Annotated in this window: 24 protein-coding genes; 7 read left to right on the top strand and 17 right to left on the bottom strand. The window is 74.4% G+C overall.

Annotated features, from left to right (window positions below):
- Positions 1–38: 38 nt before the first annotated feature.
- From ACGF5G_RS30960 to pepN, 4 genes are all read right to left on the bottom strand, one after another.
- Positions 39–668 carry a histidine phosphatase family protein gene (locus tag ACGF5G_RS30960; protein ID WP_357460383.1) on the bottom strand — a complete coding sequence of 210 codons (630 nt, stop codon included), beginning with the start codon at positions 666–668 and terminating at the stop codon, positions 39–41.
- Positions 665–1075 (bottom strand): ribosome silencing factor, encoded by a 411-nt coding sequence (rsfS, locus tag ACGF5G_RS30955; RefSeq protein ID WP_350710838.1) that lies wholly within the window; start codon positions 1073–1075, stop codon positions 665–667. Before rsfS ends, ACGF5G_RS30960 begins: the two co-directional genes overlap by 4 nt.
- A 110-nt stretch (positions 1076–1185) precedes the next feature.
- Positions 1186–1782, bottom strand: a complete 597-nt coding sequence (gene nadD / locus ACGF5G_RS30950; RefSeq protein ID WP_393269303.1) for a nicotinate-nucleotide adenylyltransferase — start codon at positions 1780–1782, stop codon at positions 1186–1188.
- A 69-nt stretch (positions 1783–1851) separates the two neighbouring features.
- Positions 1852–4365 carry an aminopeptidase N gene (gene pepN, locus ACGF5G_RS30945; protein WP_393269301.1) on the bottom strand — a complete coding sequence of 838 codons (2514 nt, stop codon included), beginning with the start codon at positions 4363–4365 and terminating at the stop codon, positions 1852–1854.
- Between the two features lie 69 nt (positions 4366–4434).
- On the opposite strand from pepN, the gene ACGF5G_RS30940 reads away from it, so the two are divergent.
- A complete protein-coding gene (locus ACGF5G_RS30940) occupies positions 4435–4653 on the top strand; it encodes a DUF397 domain-containing protein (RefSeq protein ID WP_088992395.1) in 219 nt (72 codons plus the stop codon).
- A gap of 102 nt (positions 4654–4755) precedes the next feature.
- Here the strand turns inward: ACGF5G_RS30940 and ACGF5G_RS30935 are convergent, their stop codons facing one another.
- On the bottom strand, positions 4756–5148 hold the full coding sequence (locus tag ACGF5G_RS30935; RefSeq protein ID WP_393269298.1) for a hypothetical protein: 393 nt from the start codon (positions 5146–5148) through the stop codon (positions 4756–4758).
- A 393-nt stretch (positions 5149–5541) separates the two neighbouring features.
- On the opposite strand from ACGF5G_RS30935, the gene ACGF5G_RS30930 reads away from it, so the two are divergent.
- The 3 genes from ACGF5G_RS30930 to ACGF5G_RS30920 all read left to right on the top strand — a co-directional run bounded on the left by ACGF5G_RS30930 (position 5542) and on the right by ACGF5G_RS30920 (position 8803).
- Positions 5542–6789, top strand: coding sequence for a cytochrome P450 (locus ACGF5G_RS30930; protein ID WP_393269295.1), 1248 nt, complete (start codon positions 5542–5544; stop codon positions 6787–6789).
- A 164-nt stretch (positions 6790–6953) separates the two neighbouring features.
- Positions 6954–7691, top strand: coding sequence for a class I SAM-dependent DNA methyltransferase (locus tag ACGF5G_RS30925; RefSeq protein ID WP_393269292.1), 738 nt, complete (start codon positions 6954–6956; stop codon positions 7689–7691).
- Entirely contained in the window at positions 7688–8803 is a 1116-nt protein-coding gene (locus tag ACGF5G_RS30920) for a glycosyltransferase (protein WP_393269289.1), read from the top strand. Before ACGF5G_RS30925 ends, ACGF5G_RS30920 begins: the two co-directional genes overlap by 4 nt.
- 230 nt (positions 8804–9033) lie before the next feature.
- Here ACGF5G_RS30920 and ACGF5G_RS30915 read toward each other — a convergent pair whose 3' ends face one another.
- The 3 genes from ACGF5G_RS30915 to ACGF5G_RS30905 are packed head-to-tail and all read right to left on the bottom strand — an operon-like array spanning position 9034 to position 10935.
- Positions 9034–9684: a DUF3618 domain-containing protein gene (locus tag ACGF5G_RS30915; RefSeq protein ID WP_393269287.1), complete on the bottom strand. Its 651-nt coding sequence runs from the start codon at positions 9682–9684 to the stop codon at positions 9034–9036.
- Entirely contained in the window at positions 9681–10133 is a 453-nt protein-coding gene (locus tag ACGF5G_RS30910) for a phage holin family protein (protein WP_393269285.1), read from the bottom strand. Before ACGF5G_RS30910 ends, ACGF5G_RS30915 begins: the two co-directional genes overlap by 4 nt.
- Before the next feature lie 31 nt (positions 10134–10164).
- Positions 10165–10935 (bottom strand): hypothetical protein, encoded by a 771-nt coding sequence (locus ACGF5G_RS30905; RefSeq protein ID WP_393269283.1) that lies wholly within the window; start codon positions 10933–10935, stop codon positions 10165–10167.
- Between the two features lie 258 nt (positions 10936–11193).
- Here ACGF5G_RS30905 and ACGF5G_RS30900 point away from each other — a divergent pair, with 258 nt between their 5' ends.
- Both ACGF5G_RS30900 and ACGF5G_RS30895 read left to right on the top strand, forming a co-directional pair.
- A complete protein-coding gene (locus ACGF5G_RS30900; RefSeq protein WP_393269282.1) occupies positions 11194–11673 on the top strand; it encodes a DUF4383 domain-containing protein in 480 nt (159 codons plus the stop codon).
- A 35-nt stretch (positions 11674–11708) separates the two neighbouring features.
- A complete protein-coding gene (locus ACGF5G_RS30895) occupies positions 11709–12368 on the top strand; it encodes a DUF6766 family protein (protein WP_393269280.1) in 660 nt (219 codons plus the stop codon).
- A 30-nt stretch (positions 12369–12398) separates the two neighbouring features.
- Here ACGF5G_RS30895 and ACGF5G_RS30890 read toward each other — a convergent pair whose 3' ends face one another.
- The 8 genes from ACGF5G_RS30890 to ACGF5G_RS30855 all read right to left on the bottom strand — a co-directional run bounded on the left by ACGF5G_RS30890 (position 12399) and on the right by ACGF5G_RS30855 (position 22010).
- Positions 12399–12848: a GNAT family N-acetyltransferase gene (locus ACGF5G_RS30890; protein WP_350710860.1), complete on the bottom strand. Its 450-nt coding sequence runs from the start codon at positions 12846–12848 to the stop codon at positions 12399–12401.
- A 70-nt stretch (positions 12849–12918) separates the two neighbouring features.
- A complete protein-coding gene (gene obgE / locus ACGF5G_RS30885) occupies positions 12919–14397 on the bottom strand; it encodes a GTPase ObgE (protein WP_393269277.1) in 1479 nt (492 codons plus the stop codon).
- A gap of 93 nt (positions 14398–14490) precedes the next feature.
- Positions 14491–14745, bottom strand: coding sequence for a 50S ribosomal protein L27 (gene rpmA / locus ACGF5G_RS30880; RefSeq protein ID WP_013288010.1), 255 nt, complete (start codon positions 14743–14745; stop codon positions 14491–14493).
- An 11-nt stretch (positions 14746–14756) separates the two neighbouring features.
- Complete coding sequence (rplU, locus tag ACGF5G_RS30875; RefSeq protein ID WP_088982529.1) at positions 14757–15071, bottom strand: 50S ribosomal protein L21; 315 nt, start codon at positions 15069–15071, stop codon at positions 14757–14759.
- Between the two features lie 165 nt (positions 15072–15236).
- Positions 15237–15752: a hypothetical protein gene (locus ACGF5G_RS30870; protein ID WP_393269274.1), complete on the bottom strand. Its 516-nt coding sequence runs from the start codon at positions 15750–15752 to the stop codon at positions 15237–15239.
- 117 nt (positions 15753–15869) lie between these two features.
- The gene (locus tag ACGF5G_RS30865) at positions 15870–18980 is read right to left on the bottom strand and encodes an Rne/Rng family ribonuclease (protein WP_393269272.1); all 3111 of its coding nucleotides are present in this window, start codon (positions 18978–18980) and stop codon (positions 15870–15872) included.
- A gap of 131 nt (positions 18981–19111) precedes the next feature.
- The gene (locus ACGF5G_RS30860; RefSeq protein WP_350710910.1) at positions 19112–19831 is read right to left on the bottom strand and encodes a TIGR03936 family radical SAM-associated protein; all 720 of its coding nucleotides are present in this window, start codon (positions 19829–19831) and stop codon (positions 19112–19114) included.
- Between the two features lie 193 nt (positions 19832–20024).
- On the bottom strand, positions 20025–22010 hold the full coding sequence (locus tag ACGF5G_RS30855) for a TIGR03960 family B12-binding radical SAM protein (RefSeq protein WP_393269269.1): 1986 nt from the start codon (positions 22008–22010) through the stop codon (positions 20025–20027).
- 613 nt (positions 22011–22623) lie between these two features.
- Here ACGF5G_RS30855 and ACGF5G_RS30850 point away from each other — a divergent pair.
- Positions 22624–23715 carry a hypothetical protein gene (locus tag ACGF5G_RS30850; protein WP_393269435.1) on the top strand — a complete coding sequence of 364 codons (1092 nt, stop codon included), beginning with the start codon at positions 22624–22626 and terminating at the stop codon, positions 23713–23715.
- 102 nt (positions 23716–23817) lie between these two features.
- Here ACGF5G_RS30850 and ACGF5G_RS30845 read toward each other — a convergent pair whose 3' ends face one another.
- Positions 23818–24501, bottom strand: coding sequence for a lysophospholipid acyltransferase family protein (locus ACGF5G_RS30845; RefSeq protein WP_393269267.1), 684 nt, complete (start codon positions 24499–24501; stop codon positions 23818–23820).
- Positions 24502–24518: the final 17 nt, after the last annotated feature.

Below are 24518 nucleotides of genomic sequence, written 5' to 3'. Positions count from 1 at the left end.
CCCGGCACGCTAGCCGATCGCGGCGGGGAACGCCGGGGTCAGACGGCCTCGGTGGTGGCCGGCACAGTGATCAGGCCGACATTGTGGGCGCGCAGGTGCCAGCCCCGGGCGTCGTCGTGCCGCAGCTCCGTCCAGTGGCAGTTGGACAGCGACCCCACGGTGCGCAGCACCGCGTGCTCCCAGCCGAGCAGCTGGCCGACGCCCTGCCGGGCGCCGCCGCCGTGGGTGGTCACCACGACGGTGCCGCCGGGGGCCAGGTCGGCGGCGTCCTGGAACGCCGCGCCGATCCGCTTGCCGAGGTCGTCGAGGGTCTCGATGCCGGCGCCCGGATCCGGGTCACCGGCCCGCCAGCGGGCGAACTCGGCGGGGTGTCGCTCGGCCGCCTCGGTGAGCACGAGCCCCTGCCAGAGCCCGAAGTGCCGCTCCCGCAGCCGCGGGTCGGTGCGCACCGGCAACCCGGTCAGCGCCGCGAGCGCGGCGGCGGTGTCCGCCGCGCGACTCAGGTCGCTGGCGACGATGGCGTCCGGCCGCAGCGCGGCGAGCAGGGGCGCGGCGGTGCGGGCCTGCTCGCGGCCGAGGTCGTTCAGCGGCACGTCGGTCTGCCCCTGGACCCGGCTGGCGGCGTTCCAGTCCGTGTTGCCGTGCCGCCAGATGATCAGGCGGGTCATTCCGCGGCGGCGGAGCCGGTGCCGGACTCGGCGTCGACCAGGTCCCGGTCGACGAACGGGATCGTCGGGCAGTCCTTCCAGAGCCGGTCGAGGGCGTAGAACTCGCGCTCCTCGGTGTGCTGGACGTGCACCACGATGTCGACGTAGTCCAGCAGCACCCACCGGCCGCCCCGCTCGCCCTCGCGCCGGACCGGCTTGGCCTTCTCCGGAAGCTGGAGCAGCCGCTCCTCGATGGCGTCGACGATGGCGAGCACCTGACGCTCGTTCGGGGCGGCGGCGAGCAGGAACGCGTCGGTGATGGCGAGCTGGTCGCCCACGTCGATGATGACGATGTCCTGCGCCTTCTTGTCGGCCGCGGCCTGGGCGGCGGCGATCGCCAACTCGTGAGCGCGTTCGGAAACTGTCACCGTTCTCCTTCGATCAACCGTGCGATCCTCCAAGCGTCTCACACACGGCGGAATCCCGACTCGCCAGTTCTGACGCGTTACCCGGCCGAACCACCCGGTACCGGGTCGAATCACTGCTGGTAGAGGCGCCGTTTGGCGATGTACTGCACCACACCGTCCGGCACGAGATACCAGACCGGCTCCCCGCGGGCGACCCGCGCGCGGCAGTTCGTGGACGAGATGGCCATCGCCGGGACCTGCACCAGGCTCACCGTGTCGGCGGGCAGGTGCGCGTCGGTGAGCTCGAAACCGGGCCGGGTCACCCCGATGAAGTGGGCCAGCTCGAAGATCTCGTCCAGGTCCTTCCAGGAGAGGATCCGCTCCAGCGCGTCGGCACCGGTGATGAAGAAGAGCTGCACCTTCGGGCCGTACTCGGCGTGCAGGTCACGCAGCGTGTCGACCGTGTAAGTGGGCCCGCCCCGGTCGATGTCGACCCGGCTGACCTGGAAACGGGGGTTGGAGGCGGTGGCGATCACCGTCATCAGGTAGCGGTCCTCGGCCGGGCTGACCGGCTGGTCCTCCTTCTGCCACGGCTGGCCGGTGGGGACGAAGACCACCTCGTCCAGGCCGAACCGGTCCGCCACCTCGCTGGCCGCGACGAGGTGCCCGTGGTGGATCGGATCGAAGGTGCCGCCCATGATGCCGACCCGCCGGATGTCCTCCTCCATCTGATGATCGTAGGCCGGGCACGGCCGACGGCGACCCGGGGCCGCCGGCCGTCCCGGCCACCGGTCCGCTCAGGCCGACGCGGCGGCCGTCGCCGTCCGGACCACCAGCGCCCGGCGCAGGTCGTCGTCCAGGTCGGTGACCCAGCGCCGCAGGCCGGGCGTGAGGTCGTCCCGGGCCAGCAGGGCCGCGGCCAACTCCCGGGTGGGCTGCGCCACGGCGTACCGGGGGAAGGCCCGCACGGTGACCGCGTCGGCCACCCAGGGGGTACGCAGCTTCGCCGCCGCCGGCATGTCGGCGAAGTACCGCTCGACGTACGGGGCGGTCAGCTCGGCCTGCTCCGGCTGCCAGAAGCCCTCGGCGGTCGCCTCCACGAGGCGGTTGGACAGCTCGGTGTTGCGCACCACGATCTCCCACGCGGCCCGCTTGGCCTCCCCGTCCGGCAGCGCCGCCCGGCAGCAGGCGGCCCGCTCCGCCCCGGTGGCGCTACGGTCCGCGGCCGCCTCGGCGGCGATCTCCGCCTCGCCGGCCGCACCCAGCACCACCAGGCGCAGCAGCAGCGCCCAGCGCAGGTCGGCGTCGACGGCCAAGCCCTCCGGCACGCCGTCACCGGCCAGCCACCCGGCGAGCAGCCTGGTGTCGGTGGTGGCCGCGATCAGGCCGCGGGCGGCGGCGAGCTGCAACGAGCCCCCGGCCGGCGCCCCGGCGAGCAGCGCCGCGCACGCCCCGGCGACCCGGAGCAGGGCGGCGTCCCGGGCGAGCGGGTCCAGGTAGCGGTCGATCAGCCGGCGGCTCAGCGTGAGCACCTCCTCGGCGATCGTCACCTCCGTCTCGGCGGGCAGCGCCGCGGCGACCAGGGCGACCAGCGAGGTGACCGGGCGCTCCCCGTCGGTGGCCGCGTCGAGCGCCTCGCCCCAGAGCAGGGCCCGGGCCAGCGGGTCGGCGAGCCCCGGCAGCACCATGGGCACCGCGTCGGCCGAAGCCGGATCGAGGCGGATCTTGGCGAAGGTCAGGTCGCCGTCGTTCGGCAGCAGCAGCCCGGTGGCCGGCTCGCCGAGCAGCGGCGTCAGCGTGGTCCGCCCGCCGTCGGCGTCCGGGTCCAGGTCGACCTCGAAGCGGCTCGCCGTGCCGTCGGCGTACCGACCCACGCCGACGCGGTGCGGGCGCAGCACCGGGTGCGACGCGGGGGCGGTCTGCACGATCGCCGCGTCCCGCCAGCGCCCGTCGGCGTCGACCGAGGTCTCGATGCGCAGGGTGTTGACCTGCGCGCTACGCAGCCACCGGTCGGCCCAGGCGCCCAGGTCCCGCCCGCCGGCGTCGCCGAGGGCGGCCAGCAGGTCCGTCAGCGTGGCGTTGCCGAACCGGTGCTTCGCGAAGTGCGCGTTCAGCCCGGCGAGGAACGCCTCGTCGCCCAGCCAGGCGACCAGCTGCCGCAGCACGCTGGCCCCCTTGGCGTACGAGATGCCGTCGAAGTTGAGCAGGGCCTCGGCGGCGTCGGCGACCTCGGCCGGGGCGACCGGGTGGGTCGACGGCCGCTGGTCGGCGGTGTAGCCCCAGGACTTTCGGCGAATCGCGAAGGTCGTCCAGGCCCGGTCGAAGCGGGTCGCCTCGGCGGTCACCCGGGTGCCCAGGTACTCGGCGAAGGACTCGTTCAGCCAGAGGTCGTCCCACCAGCGCATGGTGACCAGGTCACCGAACCACATGTGCGCCATCTCGTGCGCGATGGTGGTGGCGCGCACCTCGCGCTGGCTGTCGGTGACCGCCGAGCGGAACACGTAGTCGTCCCGGAAGGTGACCAGGCCGGGGTTCTCCATCGCGCCGGCGTTGAACTCGGGCACGAACGCCTGGTCGTACTTGCCGAACGGGTAGCGATCGGCGAAGAGTTGGTGGAAGCGGTCGAGGCACTGCTTCGTGACGGTGAGGATCTCGTCGAGGTCGGCGTCCAGGTGGGCGGCGAGGGAACGGCGGCAGTACACGCCGAGCGGGATGCCGTCGTGGGAGTCGCGGCGGACGTGCCAGGGGCCGGCGACCACCGAGAAGAAGTACGTGGCCAGCGGGGCGGTGGGGGCGAACTCCCAGCGCCCCGGCCAGGGGTTCGCGGCGAGCGCCCCGTTGGCGGCGACCGTCCACTCCGCCGGGGCGGTGACCGAGAGCGTCACCGGGGCCTTCAGGTCCGGCTGGTCGAAGGCGGCGAAGATGCGCGGCGCCTCGTCCAGGAAGGACATCGCATACAGGTACGTCTCGCCGTCGGCCGGGTCGACGAAGCGGTGCATCCCCTCGCCGGTGTTCGAGTACGCCATCTCGGCGGTGACGGTGAGCGTGTTCTCCGCCGCCAGGTCGGCCAGCGGGAACCGGCCGTCGGCCAGCGCAGCCGGGTCGAGGTCCCGGTCGTTGAGGCGTACCGTCAGCAGCTTCGCGGGCTTGACCTCGACGAAGGTCTGCGCCCCGGCGGCGGCCCGGAACCGGATGGTGGCGGTCGAGCGGAACCGCTCACCGTCGCCGGTCAGGTCGAGGTCCACCTGGTAGGACTCGACGGTGATCGCCGCGCCACGCGCGGTCGCCTCTACACGGGTCAGGCTCGGCATCCGCTTATCCTGCCCGATGGGGATCCGCACGTGTTTCCCCATGACCCCGTGGCACTGGAGGACTGAACCATGGCTTCGCACCCCAAGGGCGACTTCGACCTCTCCCGGGCGGTCTGGCAGCGGGCCGAAGGCGACACCTCCGAGAGCGCCGTCGAGGTGGCCTTCGTCGACGACCTGATCGGCATGCGCAACTCCGCCGAGCCGGACGGCCCGGTGCTGGTCTTCACCCAGGCCGAGTGGGACGCCTTCGTCGCCGGTGCCCAGGACGGCGAGTTCGACCTGGACTGAGCCCGAGGACGCCGGTCGGGTCGGTCGGCGGCACCGCCGTCGGCACCCGGCCCGCCCGCGGCGGGGCGGGGCGGGGCCTGACATCCCGTGGGCCGCGCACCCCTAGTCGCCGTCGCCCCAGCCCAGTCCGCCGGGGCCGGGAGCGTGGTGGAAGCCGGGGTGGCCGGCCACGTCGACGCAGCGCTCGCCGTCCGGCCCGGACGCGCCGCAGAACAGCCGCTCGGCGTGCTGCCACGCCTCGGCCGGCGACAACGCCGACGCGCCCAGGGCCAGCTCGGGTCGCAGCAGGCTCAGCGCCTCCGCGTATCCGACGGCGACCTCCCGGGCCGATTCCAGGTCGGGCGCGGTGAAACCAAGGTGCACGGTGAAGAACCGGCCCGGCCGGGCCGGGCGGCGGGGCGGCGCGATCAACGGGGCGCCGGCCGCGTCCCGTGCCGCGCCGAGCACCCCCAGCGCCTGCCGCTGCCGCCAGTACGGCGGTCTGTTGTCCCGCATGGGTCCTCCCGTGGCGATCGTGGGCGCGGCCCTCCCCCAGGTGACCCGCCCGGGTTCCGGCCCGGCTGCCGGCCGTCGGCACGCCGTCGGCGGCCCGACCGGACCGCTCCCCCGAGCCAACCAGCTTTCCGCTCCCCTGGGAGGGGCCAGCGGGCGCGCCGTGCGCTGGCCCCTCCCCTCACGTTCCGCCATCCGGCCGGACGTGGCCGGCGACCGGGAATCGCGTGCGAGTCCCGGTCGGCACCGGGTGCGGACGGGTTCCCGACCGCCCGCCGCCCGGCGCCGGCCGCACGCCGGCCTGCCGCGGGATTGCGCCACGCCGGCCTGGGTAGACGCATAGGCATCGACGAGACCGGCCGGCCGGCACGGCCGCCGCCCGCGGCAGGAGGCCCGATGGCGACCATCCCGACGGAGCGCAGCCCGGAGAGCTCGGTGGCGTTCCTGCGCGACGGCTACCGCTTCGTCGGCCGGCGCTGCGACCGCCACGGCAGCGACATCTTCCAGGCCCGGCTGCTGCTGCAGCGCACCATCTGCCTGCGCGGCCGCCCGGCGGCCGAGCTGTTCTACGACACCGAGCGGTTCGTCCGCGCGGGTGCGACGCCGATGCGGGCGCAGCGCACCCTGACCGGCCGGGGCGGCGTGCAGGGCCTGGACGGCGCCGACCACCGCGACCGCAAGGCCATGTTCATGTCGATCATGACGCCGGCCGCGGTCCGGCACCTCGGCCAACTCTTCGACGATGAGTGGCGGGCCCGCGTCCCGGCCTGGGAGGCGGGCGGGCCCGTCGTGCTGTACGACGAGGTCGGCCGGATGCTGACGCGCGCGGTCTGCGCCTGGGCGGGCGTGCCGCTGGCGGCCTCCGAGGTCGACCGGCGCACCGCCGACCTGCACGCGATGATCGAGGGACCGGCGGCGCTCGGCCCCCGGCACTGGCGGGGCCTGCTGGGCCGCCGCCGGGGCGAGCGCTGGATCGGCGGCGTCATCGACCGCGCGCGCGTCGGCACGCTCCCGGCGCCCGCGGGCAGCGCGCTGCGGGTGGTCGCCGAGCACCGCGACGCCCACGGGCGGCTGCTCCCCCGCCGGATCGCCGCCGTCGAACTGCTCAACGTGCTGCGCCCCACCGTCGCCGTGGACCGGTTCGTCGTGTTCGCCGCGCTCGCGCTGCACGACCACCCGTCCTGGCGGCAGCGGGCCCGCGAGAGCGAGGAGGCCACCGAGAGCTTCGTGCAGGAGGTACGCCGCTTCTACCCCTTCTTCCCGGTGGCCGCCGCCCGGGTCCGTCGCTCCTTCGACTGGCAGGGTTACCACTTCCCGCGTGGCCGGCGGGTGCTGCTCGACCTGTACGGCACCGACCACCACCCGGAGCTCTGGCCCGAGCCGGAGCGGTTCCGCCCGGAGCGCTTCACCGGCTGGCGGGGCGACCCGTTCCGCTTCGTCCCCCAGGGCGGCGGGAACCATCTGTCCGGCCACCGCTGCGCCGGTGAGTGGATCACCATCGAGCTGATGAGGCGGGCGGTGACGAACCTGACCGCGGCCATGCGCTACGACGTGCCGCCGCAGGACCTGGCGCTGAGCCTGAGCCGGATGCCCGCACTGCCGCCCAGCGGCTTCGTGCTCACGAACGTCCGCCGCACCGCCTGAGCGCACCACCCCCGGCCGGTCCGGTCGGTCGGCAACCGGTGCCCGGGGACGGGCCGCCCGCTACCGGCGCACCGCCCGTGACGCCCGACGGAATCGGCGAACCGGTTTGACCGGCCGATATGCGGGCACCTGCTGCGGGCACCCACCGTCACCGGGAGACACCGTTGTCCTTCGACGCCAGCGAGTACGGCCGGCACGTGGCCGAGGTCTACGACGAGACGTACGCCCACCTCGCACCGGACGCCGCGGTGGAGCGGCTGGCCGCGCTGGCGGACGGCGGCCCCGTGTGCGAGTTCGGCGTCGGCACCGGCCGGCTCGCGCTGCCGCTGGTCGCCCGGGGGCTGACCGTCGCCGGCATCGAGGGCTCTCCCGAGATGGTCGCGGGGTTGCGGGCGAAGCCGGGCGGAGACGCGGTCGAGATGGCCGTCGGCGACTTCGCGCAGACCCGGGTGCCCGGCGAGTTCGCCGTGGTGGTGCTGGCGTTCAACACGATCTTCGCGCTGCCGGACCAGGCCGCCCAGGTGGCCTGCTTCCGCAACGCCGCCGCCCACCTGCGCCCCGGCGGCCGGTTCGTGGTCGAGGCCTGGGTGCCCGATCCCGGGGCCTTTCGGGCCGGCGGCGCGCTGCGCCCGGTGCGGGTGGCCGAGGACGCGGTGCTGCTGGAGGCGGCCCTGCTGCACCCGGCCGAGCAGCGGATGACCACGACGAAGGTCCGGTTCAGCAACGCCGGGGTGCGGTTGCTGCCGGCCAACCACCGCTACGCCTGGCCGGCCGAGCTGGACCTGATGGCCGAGCTGGCCGGGATGCGCCGGGAACACCGGTGGGAGGACTGGACCGGGCGGCCGTTCACCGACGACAGTCGCGACCACGTGTCGGTCTACCGCCGCCCGGAGCGGCCGTGACCGCCCCCGCCCGCCCGGCGGGCGACGCGCCCGGCCCGGACCACCACCGCGCGGCCGGGACCACCGACGACCACCGCGCCACGCCGACGGCCGGGGCCGCCGGTGACCACCGCGCCACACCGACGCCGACGGCCGGGGCCGCCGACGACCGTGGGCTGCCGATCGCGTACGTCCTGCCGCTGCGCTGGACCGACGACGCCGGGCTGCCCGAGCTGACCGGCTACCTGCGCTGGCTCAGCTCGCGGGTCGACGTGACCGTGGTGGACGGGTCGCCGCCGGAGCTGTTCGCCCGGCACCGAATCGCCTGGCGGGGGCTGGTCCGGCACCTGCCACCCGATCCCGCCGTACGAGGCGTCAACGGGAAGGTGACCGGCGTGCTCACCGGCGTCGCCGCGGCCCGGCACGAGCACGTGGTGATCGCCGACGACGACGTCCGGTACGACGAGACGGGGTTGCGCGCCGTGCACCGGCTGCTCGACCGGGTGGACCTGGTCCGGCCGCAGAACTACTTCGACCCGCTGCCCTGGCACGCGTGGTGGGACACCGGGCGGACCCTGCTCAACCGGGCGCTCGGCGCGGACTACCCCGGCACCCTGGCGGTGCGCCGGAGCACCTTCCTCGCCATGGGCGGCTACGACCCGGACGTGCTCTTCGAGAACCTGGAGCTGATCCGCACCGTGCGCGCGTACGGGGGCACCGAGGCGGCACCTGCCTGGCTGCACGTACGCCGGCTGCCGCCCGACACCGCCCACTTCCTGGGCCAGCGGGTGCGCCAGGCGTACGACGACCTGGCCCAGCCGGCCCGCCTGGTGGCCGCGCTCGCGGTCCTGCCGGCGCTGGCCGCGGCGGTCGCGGCCCGGCGACCGGGGCTGCTGTTCGGGGCGGCCGGGACCGCCGTGGTGCTGGCCGAGGCGGGTCGGCGCCGGGCCGGCGGCAGCGCGGTCTTCCCGCCGACCGCTGCCCTGGCGGCCCCGCTCTGGGTGCTGGAACGCGGCGCGTGCAGCTGGCTCGCCCTCGGCCGGCGGCTCCTCTTCGGCGGGGTCCGCTACGCCGGCGGCCGGGTCCGGCGCGCCGCCCACTTCGACCGCACCCTCCGCCGCCGCCTCCGCTGACCCGCCCCACGCCCACGCCCACGCCCACGCCCACGCGATCTTGCACTTCCTGCCCGGATAATCCGGACATAAAGCCGCAAAAGGTGGGCACAAACTGCAAGATCGCGGCGGGCGGCGGGGAGGGGGCGGGGCGGGCGGCGCGGGGGCGGGACGCACGCGACAGCTCGCGGCCACTCTCCGGAACGTTTCCGGGAGTGGCCGCGAGCTGCGGCGTGCGGTGGCCGGGTCGGTCAGTACCGCACCTGTTCGCGCGACTGCTGCGCCTGGTCCTTCACGTCCTGCGCGGCGGAGCGGGTGTCGTCCTTGACGGCGTGCACGGCCTCCTGCGCGGTGGACCTCACCGACTCGGTGGCGTGCTGCGCCGGCTCACGCAGCTCCTCCTTCAGCTCGCCGGCGACCTCGCCCAGCTTCTCCTTCACCACCCCGGCGTGCTCGCCGGCCTTCTCCTTGACCTGCGTCGCCACCTGCTGCTCACGACGGGTGGCCGGGATCAGTGAGGAGGCGAGCCAGCCGACGCCGAAGGCGATCAGGCCGGCGGCCAGCGGGTTGCCCTCGGACTTCCGCCGGATCGCGTGCGGGGCCCGGTGCGCGGCGTCGCCGACCGTCGAGGCGGCCGAGTGCGCCCGGTCGCTGACGGCGGACGCCGCCGACGAGGCGCGGTCGCCCACCGAGTGGGCGCTGTGCTTGGTGCTGTGACCCAGGTCGGAAGCGGTTCCCATCACCTTGTCCCTCACATTCTGCAGTGCGTTGCGGGCCCGCTGCTTGCGGTCGTCGACGATGCGGGCGGGGCTGACCTTGTACGCCAGCGCGTCCACGTCGGAGCTCAGGTTGCTCCGGGTGGCTTCGATCTCCCGGCGGATCTGGTCCGGGTCGGTGCTCATCGGGTGACCTCCTGCGGGTGGGGCTTGAGCGCGTCGGGAATCCGCTGCACGCTCTCGTTGGTCTGCTTGAGGCCGCGAATCCGCTCGGCGTTCCTCTTGGCCATGGAGTAGAGGACCGCGGCGATCGCGCCCCAGACGACGGCCACGATCAGCGCCGCCCAGCCGGCGTCCATCACGTTGGACAGCCCGGCCCAGAGGGCCAGCGACAGGAACAGGGCCACCATGTAACCGCCGAAGCCGGCGCCGCCGAAGAAGCCGGCGGCCTTGCCCGCCTTCTTGCCCTCCTGGCGGATCTCGGCCTTGGCGAGTTCGACCTCCTGCCGCATCAGGGTGGACAGGTCGGTGGTGACCTGACGCATCAGCTCACCGAACGAGCTGCCCCGGACCTCGTCCGCGTCGTGGGGGTGGTGACCGGAGTTCAGCCCCGACCCCTGCGTCGGCATGCTCATGCCGCCGCCTCCCTTCGGATGACTCGTGGGCTCACGGACGGGTGGTCCCGCTCGACGGCACGCCCGGCAGCGGGTCGGTCCGGGTCACCGGCGGCAGCGGCTGACCGACGCCACCCGCCGGGTCGGCGTAGCCGGTGGTGGTCTGCGGATCGACGTACGCGCCCGGGGTCGGGTCCAGGTAGCCGCCCGGCGGCACGGCGTCCGGCACCGCACGCTGGGCCGGCGTCGGCGGGATGACCGCCGTCCGGTCCGGGTCGTAGCCGGCACCCGAGCCGTACAGGGAGCGGCCGTTGTCGTCGCCGGCGGCGGAGATGTTCCTGGTCAGCCGGCCGGCGAGCACGCCCAGCACGGCGGCGCCGACGAGGAAGGTGCCCGGGTTGCGGCGGGCGTAGTCACGCACCTCGGCGATGATGTCGCCGGGCTCCCGCTGCTCCAGCCAGCCGGCCACGCCGTGCACCCGGTCGGCGGCCTGGCGGGCGATCTCGCTCACCGGCCCGGCCTGACCGCCCTGCTCGGCCATCGAGCGCATCTCGTCGGCCAGCGAGCGGAGCCCACCAGCGGCGCGCCGCTGCTGCTCACCGGCCTGGCTGGCCACCTGGCTGCGGGCCTCGCCGTAGAGGTTGCGCGCCTGGCGGGTCGCCTCGCCGACGACCTCCCTGCCCTGCTCCTTGGCCGTCCCGGCGACGGCGCCGCCGGCCTGCTTCGCCTCCGACCCGACCTGGCGGGCCTGCTCGCGGACGCCGCCGCCGTTCGTCGACTCCTGCCCGTACGTGGAAGTCGTGGGTGACAGATCGTAAGTCATGATGTCCCTTCCGCTCGGAAAGTCGTCGCGGTTGTGCTGGGGGGATGCGACCGGCCGTTGCTGCCGCCGCCTCCTCTGACCTACCCTCCGTCGCCGCTTCCATACCTCGTTCGTGACTTCTCCTGCGGCCCGTCGGGTGCGGACTACAAAATGGAGGATCGTCGGGCCGGATGCCGATGCCATCACGGACAGTGACGGCCGGTCGCCGCGACCCGCGCCGCGGGCAGGGCGTTCCGCGGGTCCACGGAGGTGACATCGATGGCACGGAACGCTCGCGGCGCCCCGCCGGGACGGAAGCCCGGGGTGCAGTTCGCCGCGGTGGCCGCGGCCGGGATCTTCGCCCTGGTCGGGGTGCTCGGGTTCATCCCCGGCGTCACCACCGACTACGGCGACATGACGTTCGCCGGTCACCACTCCGAGGCCCGACTGCTCGGCCTGTTCCAGGTGTCGATCCTGCACAACGCGCTGCACCTGGGCTTCGGACTGGCCGGGCTGGTGTTGGCCCGCACCGTCGCCGGGGCCCGGATCTTCCTCGCCGGCGGCGGCGCGCTCTACCTCGGCCTGTGGCTGTACGGCTTCGCGATCGACCGGGAGACCGCGTTGAACTTCATCCCGGTCAACGACGCCGACAACTGGCTGCACCTGGCCCTCGGCTTCGGCATGCTCGCCCTGGGGCTGCTGCTGTCCAACCAGGTCGGCACCGGCGGCCGTCTGGACAGGCCCTTCGACCGCCCCTGACCGCAGCGGCCCGGGATCGCGACAAGGAGGTCGTCGTGCTCCGCCGGCTACGGGACCACGCGCTGACGATCTCGATGTTCGGGGCCATCCTCGTCTTCCTCGCGTTGCAGAGCGTGTTCGGCTGGCACGCCCGCAACGAGGAGTTGACCGATCTCGGCGCGATGCCCGTGGCCTGGCCGGCGTACCTGCGCAGCGGGCACTTCGCCGAGGCCGTCTTCGAGAACTGGGAGTCGGAGTTCCTCCAGATGGGCGGCTACGTCCTGCTCACCGCGTACCTGGTGCAGCGGGGCTCGGCCGAGTCGAAGCCCGTCGGGCAGACCGACCGCCCCGAGGACGACGAGCGACGCGCCACCCCCGACTCACCCTGGCCGGTGCGCGTCACCGGCCTGCCGCTGGTGCTCTACCGGAACAGTCTCTCGATCGCGCTGCTGCTGATCTTCGCCGGCTCGTTCCTCGGCCACCTGGTCGGCGGCACGGCCAGCTACAACGAGGAGCAGGCGCTGCTGGCCGGCGCGCCACCGATCGGCGTCCGGGAGTTCCTCGGCACCAGCGAGTTCTGGTACCAGTCGATGCAGAACTGGCAGAGCGAGTTCCTCGCGGTCGGGATGCTGATCGTGCTGAGCGTCTTCCTGCGTCAGCACGCGTCGCCGGAGTCGAAGCCGGTCACGGCCGCGCACTCGCACACCGGCGACTGACCGGCCGGCCGGCGCCGGGCGCGGGCGCCGTCAGGCCGGCACGCGCAGCCGCTTGGCGAAGCAGACGCTGTACGGGTTGCTCACGTACTCGCCGTACACCGGGATCGGCTCGTACCCACAGGAGGTGTAGAGCCCGATCGCGGCCGGCAGATACGTGCCGGTCTCCAGGCAGACCACCGCGTGCCCCTGCCGGAAGGCCAACTCCTCCAGCGCGGCCAGCAACTGCCGGGCGATGCCCCGCCCCCGGTACGCCGGACGGACGTACATCCGCTTCAGCTCGCCGGTGCCGTCGTCGAGCGCCTGGATCCCGCCGCAGGCGATCGCCCGCCCGTCGGCCACCACCACGAGGTAGCGGATGTCGTCGTGGGTCACGGTCGCCTGGCCGTCCAACCCGCCGTCCGCCTCGCGCAGCTCGCGCTGCTGGGCGGTGACCAGGGCGTCGATCTCCGGATCCGTGGCGGGGCGGGACTCGATCAGCATCAGGCCACGCTAGGCGGCGCGGATTTCGGGCAGGTTTCCGGCAGTCGACCCGCTCACGGAGCGCGACGAGCTATTCGGCGTCGCCCTCCCCGACCCCGTCGTACGGGCCGACCTCGTCCGACGGGCCGGCCTCGACCTCGTCGGCCGGGCGCTGCCGGCGGGCCTTGCGGGCCGCCAGCCGCTCCGCCGCGGAGGCGCGGGTCGACTTCTCCTCCAGCCGGACGTCCGTGCCCCGGTTGCCCGGGACGAAGTCGGCGCCGGCGTAGAGGGTCGGCTGCCAGTCGAACTCGCGGTCGCCGATCCGGACGAGGTCGCCCGGCTCCGCGCCGGCCTTCCCGAGCTTCTCCTCGACACCCAGGCGCGCCAGCCGGTCGGCCAGGTAGCCCACCGCCTCGTCGTTGTCGAAGTTCGTCTGCCGCACCCAGCGCTCGGGACGGACGCCGCGCACGAGCCAGCCGCCGTCCGGCGCGGCCTCGATCGTGAAGCCGGCGTCGTCGACCGCCCTCGGCCGGATCACGATCCGGGTCGGCTCGGCCGGCGGCGCGGCGCTGCGCGCCTGCTCCACCAGCTCCGCCATGGCGTACGTCAGCTCCTTCAGCCCCTCCCGGGTGGCCGCCGAGACCTCGAACACCCGGAAGCCGCGCTCCTCCAGGTCGGGGCGGACGATCTCGGCCAGGTCCCGGCCGTCCGGCACGTCGACCTTGTTCAGCGCCACCAGCCGGGGCCGGTCGGCCAGGCCGCCGTACTCGGTCAGCTCGGCCTCGATGGTGTCGATGTCGGCCACCGGGTCCCGGCCGGGCTCCAGGGTGGCGGTGTCGATGACGTGCACCAGCACCGAGCAGCGCTCGATGTGTCGGAGGAACTCCAGGCCGAGGCCCTTGCCGGTGGCCGCCCCCGGGATCAGGCCCGGCACGTCGGCGACCGTGAAGGTGTGGTTGTCCACCCGGACCACGCCCAGGTTGGGGACCAGGGTGGTGAACGGGTAGTCGGCGATCTTCGGCTTGGCGGCGGAGATCACCGAGATCAGCGACGACTTGCCGGCCGACGGGAAGCCGACCAGGCCGACGTCGGCGACGCTCTTGAGCTCCAGCACCACGTCGAGCTGCTCGCCGGGCTCGCCCAGCTCGGCGAAGCCGGGGGCCTTGCGCCGGGCGTTGGCCAGCGACGCGTTGCCCCGGCCGCCGCGCCCGCCCCGGGCGACCTCGAAGGTCGTGCCGGCGCCGACCATGTCGGCCAGCACGGTGCCGTCGAGGGCCTGCACGACGGTGCCGTTCGGCACCTTCAGCACGAGGTTGTGGCCGTTCGCGCCGTCCCGGTTCGACCCGGCGCCGCCCTTGCCGTTCTCGGCCTTGACGTGCGGGCGGAAGTGGAAGTCGAGCAGCGTCGTCACCTGCGGGTCGACCACGAGGGACACGCTGCCGCCGTGCCCGCCGTTGCCGCCGTCGGGGCCCCCGAAGGGCTTGAACTTCTCCCGGTGGATCGAGACACAACCGTGCCCGCCATCGCCGGCCTGCAGGTGCAGGACGACCCGGTCAACGAACGTCGCCACGGGCGTCAATCCTTCCAGCGAGGTCGACGCCCCGCACGAGAAAAGGCGCAGCGGGCCGGGACACGAGGTCCGCGGCCCGCTGCGCCGGAGAAACTACTGCTGCGGCACGATGCTGACGGTCTTGCGACCGCGCTTGGTGCCGAACTGGACCGAACCGGCGGCCAGCGCGAAGAGCGTGTCGTCTCCGCCACGGCCGACCAGGTCACCGGGGTGGAACTTGGTGCCACGCTGACGGATGAGGATCTCACCCGCGCTGACGACCTGACCACCGAAGCGCTTCACGCCGAGCCGCTGGGCCGCGGAGTCACGGCCGTTACGCGAGCTGGACGCACCCTTTTTGTGAGCCATCTGAGGACGACCTACTTCCCGCTGGAGATGCCGGTCACCTTGACCTGGGTCAGCGGCTGACGGTGACCCTGGCGCTTGTGGTAGCCGGTCTTGTTCTTGAACTTGTGGATCCGGATCTTCGGGCCCTTGGTGTGCGCGGCGATCTCGCCGGACACCGCGACCTCGGCAAGCTTCGCCGCGTCGGTCACCAGGTCGTCACCGTCGACGAGGAGCACCGCGGTGAGCTTCACCGCGTCGCCGGGGGCACCGGCGAGCTTCTCGACCTCGATCACGTCGCCCTCGGCGACCTTGTACTGCTTGCCGCCGGTCTTGACGATCGCGTACATCGGAGGCGGACTCCCTGTCGTTGAGGCTGCTGGCGGGTGTTCCCACGGCGGCTCGCCGGGTAGCAGAGGCACGGCGGCGCGGGCGCGCGGGGACTCGGCACACCAAAGTGCGCCGCAGGCAAGCGTACGCCATGGGAGGGCCGACGCCCAAACCGGCCCCGCAGGTCAGCGGGCGCAGAGCTGGTCGAGCCGCTGCCGGAGCCGGTCCAGCTCGGTCTCGTCGATCGCGTCGACGTCGGTGCCCAGCGTGCCGACCTCGGCCGCCATGTCCGCGAGCAGCGTCTTGAGCTGGGCGTCCTCGGCCCGGCCCGACTCCCGCCGCAGGGCGGCCCGCCAGTCGGTCAGCGCCGCGGAGATGCGCTTGCGGGCGGTTTCGGCGGCGGTGCCGTCGTTCGCCCCGACCGCCGCGACCATCTTGCCGAGCTCCTCGACGTACGTCCGCACGGCGGTGTCCCCGGCCGCCTGTGCGGCGGCGCACACCTCGGGGGCGTTGCCGCCCGCCGCCCCGCTGCCGGCCCCCGGCCCGCCAACCGGCCCGGAGCCCGTCGCCCCGCCGCCCGGACCGCCGGTGGGCCCGCTCGACGCGGCGCCCGAGGCGGCCGGCTCCGGCCGCTCGGCCGCGCACCCGGCGCCGGTGAGCAGGACAGCGGTGACCGTGGTGACGGCGAGCAGACGGCGCATCGTTCTTCTCCTGACCGGGTTGGCCGATCGTGGCCGGGGATCGACCATACGACAAGGCCCCCTCCCCGGGACATTGCCGGGGAAGGGGCCCTGCCAAACGCCGGGCTGGTCAGCCGGTCACGGCCGGGTGCGCCGCCGCGCGCCGCTGCGCCGGGACCGGCGCCGGCCGGAGCCGCCCTCCGGCTCGTCGCCGTCGGTGTCGGCCAGCGCGTCCGGGTCGTCCGGGGCGGCCAGCCGGGCGGACTCGCCCGTCTGGCTGTCGGCGACCACGGGCGCGGCGGGGGTGTCCGCCTCGTAGCGGGACAGGTCGTAGCCCATGGTGTCGTGGTAGTCGGCGTCCGGGCTGGTCGCGGTGTCGGGCTCGGTGACCTCGGCCACGGTCCGCTCGGCCGGCGCGCTCTTGCGGGCCCGCTTCCGGGACGCGCCGCCGCCCTGCTCGGCCGCCGGGGCGGCGACGGCCGAGGCGACCGCCTTGACCTTCTCCCCCGCGCCGCCGCCGGAGCGCGGCTTCTCCGGCACCGGCTCGGTGTGGATGATCAGGCCCCGGCCCTTGCAGCACTCGCAGGTCTCGCTGAACGCCTCCAGCAGGCCCGCACCGATCCGCTTGCGGGTCATCTGCACGAGGCCGAGCGAGGTGATCTCGGTGACCTGGTGCTTGGTGCGGTCCCGCCCCAGGCACTCGGTCAGCCGGCGCAGCACCAGCTCGCGGTTCGACTCCAGCACCATGTCGATGAAGTCGATCACCACGATGCCGCCGATGTCGCGCAGCCGGAGCTGGCGGACGATCTCCTCGGCGGCCTCGAGGTTGTTCCGGGTGACCGTCTCCTCCAGGTTGCCCCCGGAGCCGGTGTACTTGCCGGTGTTGACGTCGATGACAGTCATCGCCTCGGTCCGGTCGATCACCAGCGAACCGCCCGAGGGGAGGAAGACCTTGCGGTCCAGCCCCTTGATGATCTGCTCGTCGATCCGGTACTCGGCGAAGACGTCGGTGGTGCCGACGTGCCGGCGCAGCCGGGGGACCAGGTCGGGCGAGACGTGCGACAGGTACGACTCGACCACGTCGTACGACTGCTCGCCCTCGATCACCAGCTCGCGGAAGTCCTCGTTGAACAGGTCCCGGACGACCCGGATGACCAGGTCCGGCTCCTCGTAGAGCAGCACCGGGGCGCCGCCCTCGGCCGCCTTCGCCTGGATGTCCTCCCACTGCGCCTGCAACCGCTTGACGTCGCGGGCCAGCTCGTCCTCGCTGGCGCCCTCGGCGGCGGTCCGGACGATCACGCCCGCGCCGTCCGGCACCAGCTTCTTCAGCACGTCCCGCAGCCGCTTGCGCTCGGTGTCGGGCAGCTTCCGGCTGATGCCGGAGGCGTTGCCGTTGGGCACGTAGACCAGGTGCCGGCCGGAGAGCGCGATGTGGCTGGTCAGCCGGGCGCCCTTGTGGCCGATCGGGTCCTTGGTGACCTGCACGAGCACCGAGTCGCCGGACCGGAGCGCCTGCTCGATCGAGCGGGCCCGACCCTCCAGGCCGGTGGTGTCCCAGTTCACCTCGCCGGCGTACAGCACGGCGTTGCGGCCGCGCCCGACGTCGACGAAGGCCGCCTCCATGCTGGGCAGGACGTTCTGCACCTTGCCGAGGTAGACGTTGCCGGCCATGGTGCCGGAGGAGTTGCGGGTGACGTAGTGCTCGACCAGCACCCCGTCCTCGAGGACGGCGATCTGGGTCCGGTCGCCGCGCTGGCGTACCGCCATCACCCGGTCGACGGCCTCCCGGCGGGCCAGGAACTCCGACTCGCTGAGGATCGGCGGCCGGGTCCGGCGCTGCTCGCGGCCGTCGCGGCGGCGCTGGCGCTTGGCCTCCAGGCGGGTCGAGCCGGAGACGCCCTGCACCTCGTCGACGGTCTTGCGCGGCTCGCGGATCTTGACGACGGTCGGCACGCCGTCGTCGGCACCGGCCTCGACGTCGCCGGCACCCCGGCGACGGCGCCGCCGGCGACGGCGGGTCAGCGCGTCGCCCCCCTCGGCCTCCTCGTCCTCCTCGCCTTCGGCCTCTTCCGCCTCGGCCTGCGTGGCCTCCTCGGCCTCCTCGTCCTCGATGTCCTCCGCGCCGCCCTTGCCCCGGCCACGGCCCCGGCGGCCCCGGCGGCGACGACGGCGGGCGGCGGTGTCGTCCTCGTCCTCTTCCTCGTCCTCGGCGGCCTCCTCGGCCTCCTCGGTCGGCTCCTCCTCGGCCTCGACGGCCTCGGCCACCTCGACGTCGCGGCGGCCACGCCGGCGGCGGCGGGCCGGCTCGGCCGGCTCCTCCTCGGCGGCGGGCTCCACGGCGGCCGGGGCGGGCGTGACGACCCGGGCCAGCGGGATCTCCTCCGGCTGCGGGGCCATGAAGAGCACGGTGGGCGCGGAGAGCGCGGCCCGCCGGCGGCGGGTGCGCGGCTCCGGCTCCGCGGCGGGCTCCTCCTGGGCGGCCGGTTCCGCTGCGGGCGCGGCGCCCGGCGGCACCTCGCCGGCGCGGGTCTCCGCGGCGGGCGGGGCGGCGGCGCCGAACCCGGTGCCGGCCTGCGGCTCGGCCCGGCCAGGCTGCTCGGCCTCGCCGGGCCCGGCCTGGGCGGCCTCGTCACCGGCGGCCGGCTCGGCGGTGCCGGCCGGGGTCTCCGCGGCCGGCTCGGCCGCCGCGGGGGCGGCCTTCTTCCGGCGGGCACGGGTGGCCTTGACCGGCTTCTCCGCCTCGGCGGGGGCCTCCTCCACCGCGGCCGACGGCTCCCCGGCGGCCTGCGCCGTGGGCTCCTCGGCGGCCTGCGCCGTGGGCTCCTCGGCCGGCGCCGCGGACTCCCCGGCGGCCTTGGCGGTGGTGGCCTTGCGGCGGCGGCGCGTCGCCTTCGGGGCGGCCTCGAGGTCGCCGGTGACCGGGGCGAGCACCTCGGCCTGGGGCGCCTCGGCGCTGCCCGGCACGGCCTCGGTCGACGCCTGCACCGGCGCGTCGGTCTGCTCGGGCTGGTTCAGGGGCGCGGCGCGCCGCCGGGTGGTACGGCGTCGGGCGGGCGCGACCGGGGCCTGTCCCGCCTCGGTGGCTCCGGCGTCCGCCATGCCGACGGCGGCGTTCTCCGCCCCGGCGGTGCTCCCCGCCTCGGTGGCGCTGCTCGCGCCGGTGGCGTTCTCGGTGGTGCCGTTGTTAGCGGTCTCGTCGGCCGGCTGTGAACCGGTCCGTTCGCCGCCCTCGGGCTCGTTCTCGAGCATGGACGTTCTCCAGTTCTGGCTGCCCCGGGCGCGGGTGAGCGCTGCCACGCAGGGTTGCCGCAAAAGTGTTTCCGCCGGGCGCGCAGGGTGCGCGACCGCCGAAGTCTGCCTGCCTGAACGCCGACCGTCGGTCAGCGTTCACCGATGGTTGCCCCGTCGCGGTCCGCGTCCAACGGATCCGCGATCGCGCCCTGCGCGGTCAGCGTGCCCTGTGCCAGCCGGATCACCCTCGGGGAGACCGGCGGCTCCAGGTCGGCCACCACGCGGAGGCCGGAAAGGACGTCATCGGGCCGCACGGCGGGGGTGACCTGCCGCACGACCAGTTCGAGTATCGCACACGGTACGGCCGGGACCCCGGAAGGCGTCTCCGTCGACGCCGCGACATCGATGTGAATCACTGCTGATCGGGCGTCGAAGGTGCGCCGGCCCTGTTTGGTCATCCGCTCGACGAGCACCTCGTCGGCGGCCGTGAAGGCGGAAACCGCCCGTTCCAGGACGGCGGGGTCGACCTCGGGCAGCTCGATCCGCCAGTGCGACGCCTCGATCCGGTCGGCAAGACTCCCGCCGCCGGCCACGACGGCGTCGAGCACGTCGAGCCCCGGCGAGAGCGCGGCGTCCAGCGCGGCGCGCAGCTCCTGCGGGTCGACCGGCTCGCGGAGGCCGATCTCCAGGTATTCCGCCTCGCTCGCGACGCCGGTGGGGGCGGCGCTGGCGTACGAGATCTTGGGGTGCGGGGTGAAGCCCTGGGAGAAGGCGATCGGCACGCCGGCCCGGCGCAGCGCGCGCTCGAACGCCCGGGCGAAGTCCCGGTGCGACGTGAAGCGCAGCGGACCGCGCTTGGCGTACCGGATCCGGACGCGCTGGACGACCGGGGCCTGGCCGCCCTCTGGCTGTGGTTTCCTACTGATCGTCGTGCTCCTCGGTGTCAGAGACCGGCTGATCGTGAAGGCACCCGCGCGACAACGCGCGTGCCGCTGACGACAGCCGCATGATCGACCCGGTGCGCGGCGGGCGGCGCGCGGGCGCCGCCCGCCGTGCGGCGGGCTACTGCTGGGCGCCGGTGGGGAGCTTCAGGCCGTTGATCGGGGTGAGCGGGAGGAGTTTCTTCCCGGTCGGGCCGATCTGGATCTCGGTGTCCATGGCGGGGCAGACGCCGCAGTCGAAACACGGGGTCCACCGGCAGTCGTCCTGCTCGTACTCGCTGAGCGAATCCTGCCAGTCCTGCCAGAGCCAGTCCTTGTCCAGGCCCGAGTCCAGGTGGTCCCAGGGCAGGACCTCCAACTCGTCGCGTTCGCGGGTGGTGTACCAGTCGAGGTCGACCCCGAACTGCGGCAGCACCTCGGCGGCGGCCTCCACCCAGCGCTGGTAGGAGAAGTGCTCGCTCCAGCCGTCGAACCGGCCGCCGTTCTCCCAGACCTTGCGGATCACCGCGCCGACCCGGCGGTCGCCCCGGCTGAGCAGGCCCTCGATCAACGAGGGCTCGCCGTCGTGGTAGCGGAAGCCGATCGCCCGGCCCAGCGAGCGGTCCGAGTTGATCGCCTGCTTGAGCAGCTTGAGCCGGCCGTCGATGACCTCCGGCCGGGCCATGGACGCCCACTGGAACGGGGTGTGCGGCTTCGGCACGAAACCGCCGATGGAGACGGTGCAGCGGATGTCCTTGGACCCGGTGGCCGCCCGACCCGCCCTGATCACCTCGTGCGCCATGTCCGCGATCTCGAGGACGTCCTCGTCGGTCTCCGTGGGCAGGCCGCACATGAAGTAGAGCTTCACCTGCCGCCAGCCGTTCGTGTACGCGGTGACGACGGTGCGGATCAGGTCTTCCTTCGACACCATCTTGTTGATGACCTTGCGGATCCGCTCCGACCCGCCCTCCGGCGCGAAGGTCAGGCCGGTGCGCCGCCCGTTGCGGGACAGCTCCTGCGCGAGGTCGATGTTGAACGCGTCGACCCTGGTCGACGGCAGCGAGAGCGAGACGTTGGTGCCCTCGTACTGCTGGGCGAGGCCCGAGCACATGTCGCCGATCTCGGAGTGGTCGGCGGACGACAGCGACAGCAGGCCCACCTCGTGGAAGCCGGAGAACTCCAGCCCCTGCTGCACCATCTGCCCCACCGTGGTGATGGAGCGCTCACGCACCGGCCGGGTGATCATGCCGGCCTGGCAGAACCGGCAGCCCCGGGTGCAGCCCCGGAAGATCTCCACCGCGTACCGCTCGTGCACCGTCTCGGCGAGCGGCACCAGGGGCTTCTTCGGGTACGGCCAGGCGTCCAGGTCCATGGTCGTGCGCTTGTGCACCCGGAACGGCACGTCCGCCCGGTTCGGCACGACCCGCTGGATCCGGCCGTCGGGCAGGTAGTCCACGTCGTAGAAGCGCGGCACGTAGACGCTCTCGGTGCGGGCCAGGCGCAGCAGCAGTTCGTCGCGCCCGCCCGGGGAGCCCTCCGCCTTCCACTCCCGGACGATCGCGGTGATCTCCAGGACGGCCTCCTCGCCGTCGCCGAGCACGGCGGCGTCGACGAAGTCGGCGATGGGCTCCGGGTTGAACGCGGCGTGACCGCCGGCCACGATCACCGGGTCGGCGTCGGTGCGGTCGGCGGCGAGCATGGGGATGCCGGCCAGGTCGATCGCGGTGAGCAGGTTGGTGTAGCCCAGCTCGGTGGAGAAGGAGATGCCGAACACGTCGAAGTCGCGCACCGAGCGGTGCGCGTCGACCGTGAACTGCGGCACGCCGTGGGCGCGCATCAGCTTCTCCAGGTCCGGCCAGACCGCGTACGTCCGCTCGGCGAGCACGTCGGGCAGCTCGTTGAGCACCTCGTAGAGGATCTGCACGCCCTGGTTGGGCAGGCCGACCTCGTAGGCGTCGGGATACATCAGCGCCCAGCGCACGGTCGCGGTGTCCCAGTCCTTGACCACCGCACCCAGCTCGCCACCGACGTACTGGATGGGCTTGGTCACCTGGGGCAGCAGCGGCTCCAGCCGGGGCCAGACGGAATTGGCCGCGACGGGACGCGGCGTGGTGGACGGGACGCTCATGATGCCCAAGGGTACGCGCCCCGTCGGCGGCGACCGCGCGGACGCCACGGCGCCGGCCGGTCGCCGTGGTTCCCCGACCGGACGTCCGGCCGGCCCTGTCCCCGGGCGGTGGCCGGGATCGCCGCGCTGGCGCGTCGGTACTAACCTCGGACCGGCGCGAGAGGAGATTGCCGCGATGCCGCAGCCGCAGCCGGGACCGGACCGGCCGGCCGACGGGAGCATCCCGGGCCCGGACCAGGGCCGGGATCCGGCGGTCACCGAGGAGCACACGTCCTCCCCCGCAGCCGCCGCCCCCGCCGGCCCCACGGGCCCGGAGGGCACCCGTGAGCTGCCCGTCGAAGGGACGGAGGCGGCCGCGACCGACCGCGCCGAGGGCGCCGAGGGCACCGGCGCCGACGTGACCGCCCCGCCGGACGCCGCCATCGCTCCGCCGGACGCTGACACTCCCCGGGGCACCGCCGCCGCCCCGGACGGCGCCCTCGGCAGCGGTCCGGAGGGGTCCGACGCCGCCGGTCCGGAGGGCACCGCCGTCGCCGGTCCGGAGGGCACCCGCCCGCTCCCCGCCGACCGGCCCGCGACGGACCGCCCGGCGGCCGGGCCGCAGGGCACCCGCATGCTCCCCGCCGACAAGCAGCCGCCCGCACCCCGGTGGAGCGGCTCCGCGCCCGTCCCTCCCCCGCCGCCGCGCAAGCGGGCCTGGGGCGAGTCGGCCGAGCCCACGCCGGTGCCGCCGAGCCCGGCGGAGCCGCCCGAGCACCGCACCCCGGTGGACCCGTGGGCCGGCGCGGACACCGGCGGGTGGGACCTGCCGGCGGCCGAGCTGCCGCCGCTGCCACCGACAATGCCGTACCCGGCCGCGCCGCCGGCCCGGTCACACCCCGCGCCGCCGGCACCGCCCGTCCGCTCCCCCGCGCCGCCGCCCGCGCCGCGTCCCGCCCCACCGCCGGTCGCCTACCCGGTGTCGCCGCCGCCGGTCGCGTATCCGGCCCCGCCGCCGGTCTCCCGGGCACCCGTCCCGGTGCGGCCGGCGCCTGCCCCGCCCCCGCCGCCCCCGCCGCCCGCGCCGCCGAGGCAGCGGCGGACGAAGACGCCGCCGGCCGGGCCGCCGCCCGGCTTCCAGGCCCCCAAGGGGTACGTCCCGGTCGCCGTCCGCAAGCGTCGCCGCTGGCCGTGGGTGCTGCTGCTCACCCTGGCCTGCTGCTGCGGCTGCCCGGCCTACTACGGGACGCCGATGGTCACGCAGTACCCGGCCAGCGCCGCCCTGCCCGCCGAGGTGGCCGACCTGCGGCTGCGCGACGACAGCCGCAGCAAGGAGACCGCCAGGCAACTGGAGGCGGAGGTACGCAAGGCGCACTGGCTGGCCGAGGACACCTTCGCCGGCGTCTACGGCACGCCCGGCGGCAAGCGGGTGACGGTCTTCGGCGGCACCGGTTTCCGGTTCACCCCCGAGTCGGACGCGCAGGACGAGATCACCCGGCTCACCGAGCAGTACTCCCTCGGCGAGGCGCAGGAGGTCGACACCGGCGTACGCGGCCGGCACGAGCGCTGCGCGGTGGGCCGCGTCGACGGCGACGACGTGGTGGTCTGCACCTCCGTCGACCACGGCAGCATCGCCACCGCGGTCTTCACCCGGCTCTCCGTCGACGACAGCGCCGCCCTGCTCGGCACCCTGCGGGACCAGATCGTTACCGCCAAGCAGGGCTGAGCTGGCGGATGGCCCGCGCCGTCGCCCAGCTCGGCCGGCTCGGCGACATGGACGACGTCGTCCGCCAGGAGAAGCGGCGCGGCGACGCCGCACCGTGACAGCTCAGCCGGCGGGCGGCGGCTGCGCGCGGGGCGGGGCGTAGCGGGGCACGTACTCCTGGCCGGTGAGCTTCTGGATCTCGGTCATGATCTCGTCGGTGATCTCCCGCAGCGACGTGCGGTCGTCCGGCCGGCCGGTGAAGTCCAGCGGCTTGCCGAACCGTACCGTGATCTTGGCGCGGCCGGGACGGGGCACCCGGGTGCCGATGGGCTGGGCCTTGTCGGTACCGATCATGCCGACCGGGATGACCGGCACGCCGGCCGCCACCGCCAGCCGGGCCGCGCCGGTGCGCCCCCGGTAGAGCCGGCCGTCCGGCGAGCGGGTCCCCTCGGGATAGACGGCGACCAGGTCACCGGCCTTGAGCACCGGGATGGCGGCGTCGAACGCGGCCAGCGCCGCCCGGCCGCCGGCCCGTTCGACCGGGATGGCCCCCAGGCCGGTGAGCACGAACTTGGAGAAGGCGCCCTTCGGGCCGGTGCCCTTGAAGTACTCCGACTTGGCCCAGAACGCCAGGTGCCGGGGCACGACCGTGCCGAGGAAGAGCTCGTCGGCGACGGAGAGGTGGTTGCCCGCGAAGATCGCACCACCGGTCTCCGGGATGTGCTCCAACCCCTCCACGGTCGGACGGAAGGCCAACCGGAGCGCGGGCGCCACGGTGAGCTTGCCGATGGTGTAGAGCAGGGGCACTGGTCCTCCGGCGGATC

This window comes from Micromonospora sp. NPDC047730 (assembly GCF_043204765.1).
Taxonomy (GTDB): Bacteria; Actinomycetota; Actinomycetes; order Mycobacteriales; family Micromonosporaceae; genus Micromonospora.
This window is presented reverse-complemented; position numbering and strand designations above follow the sequence as displayed.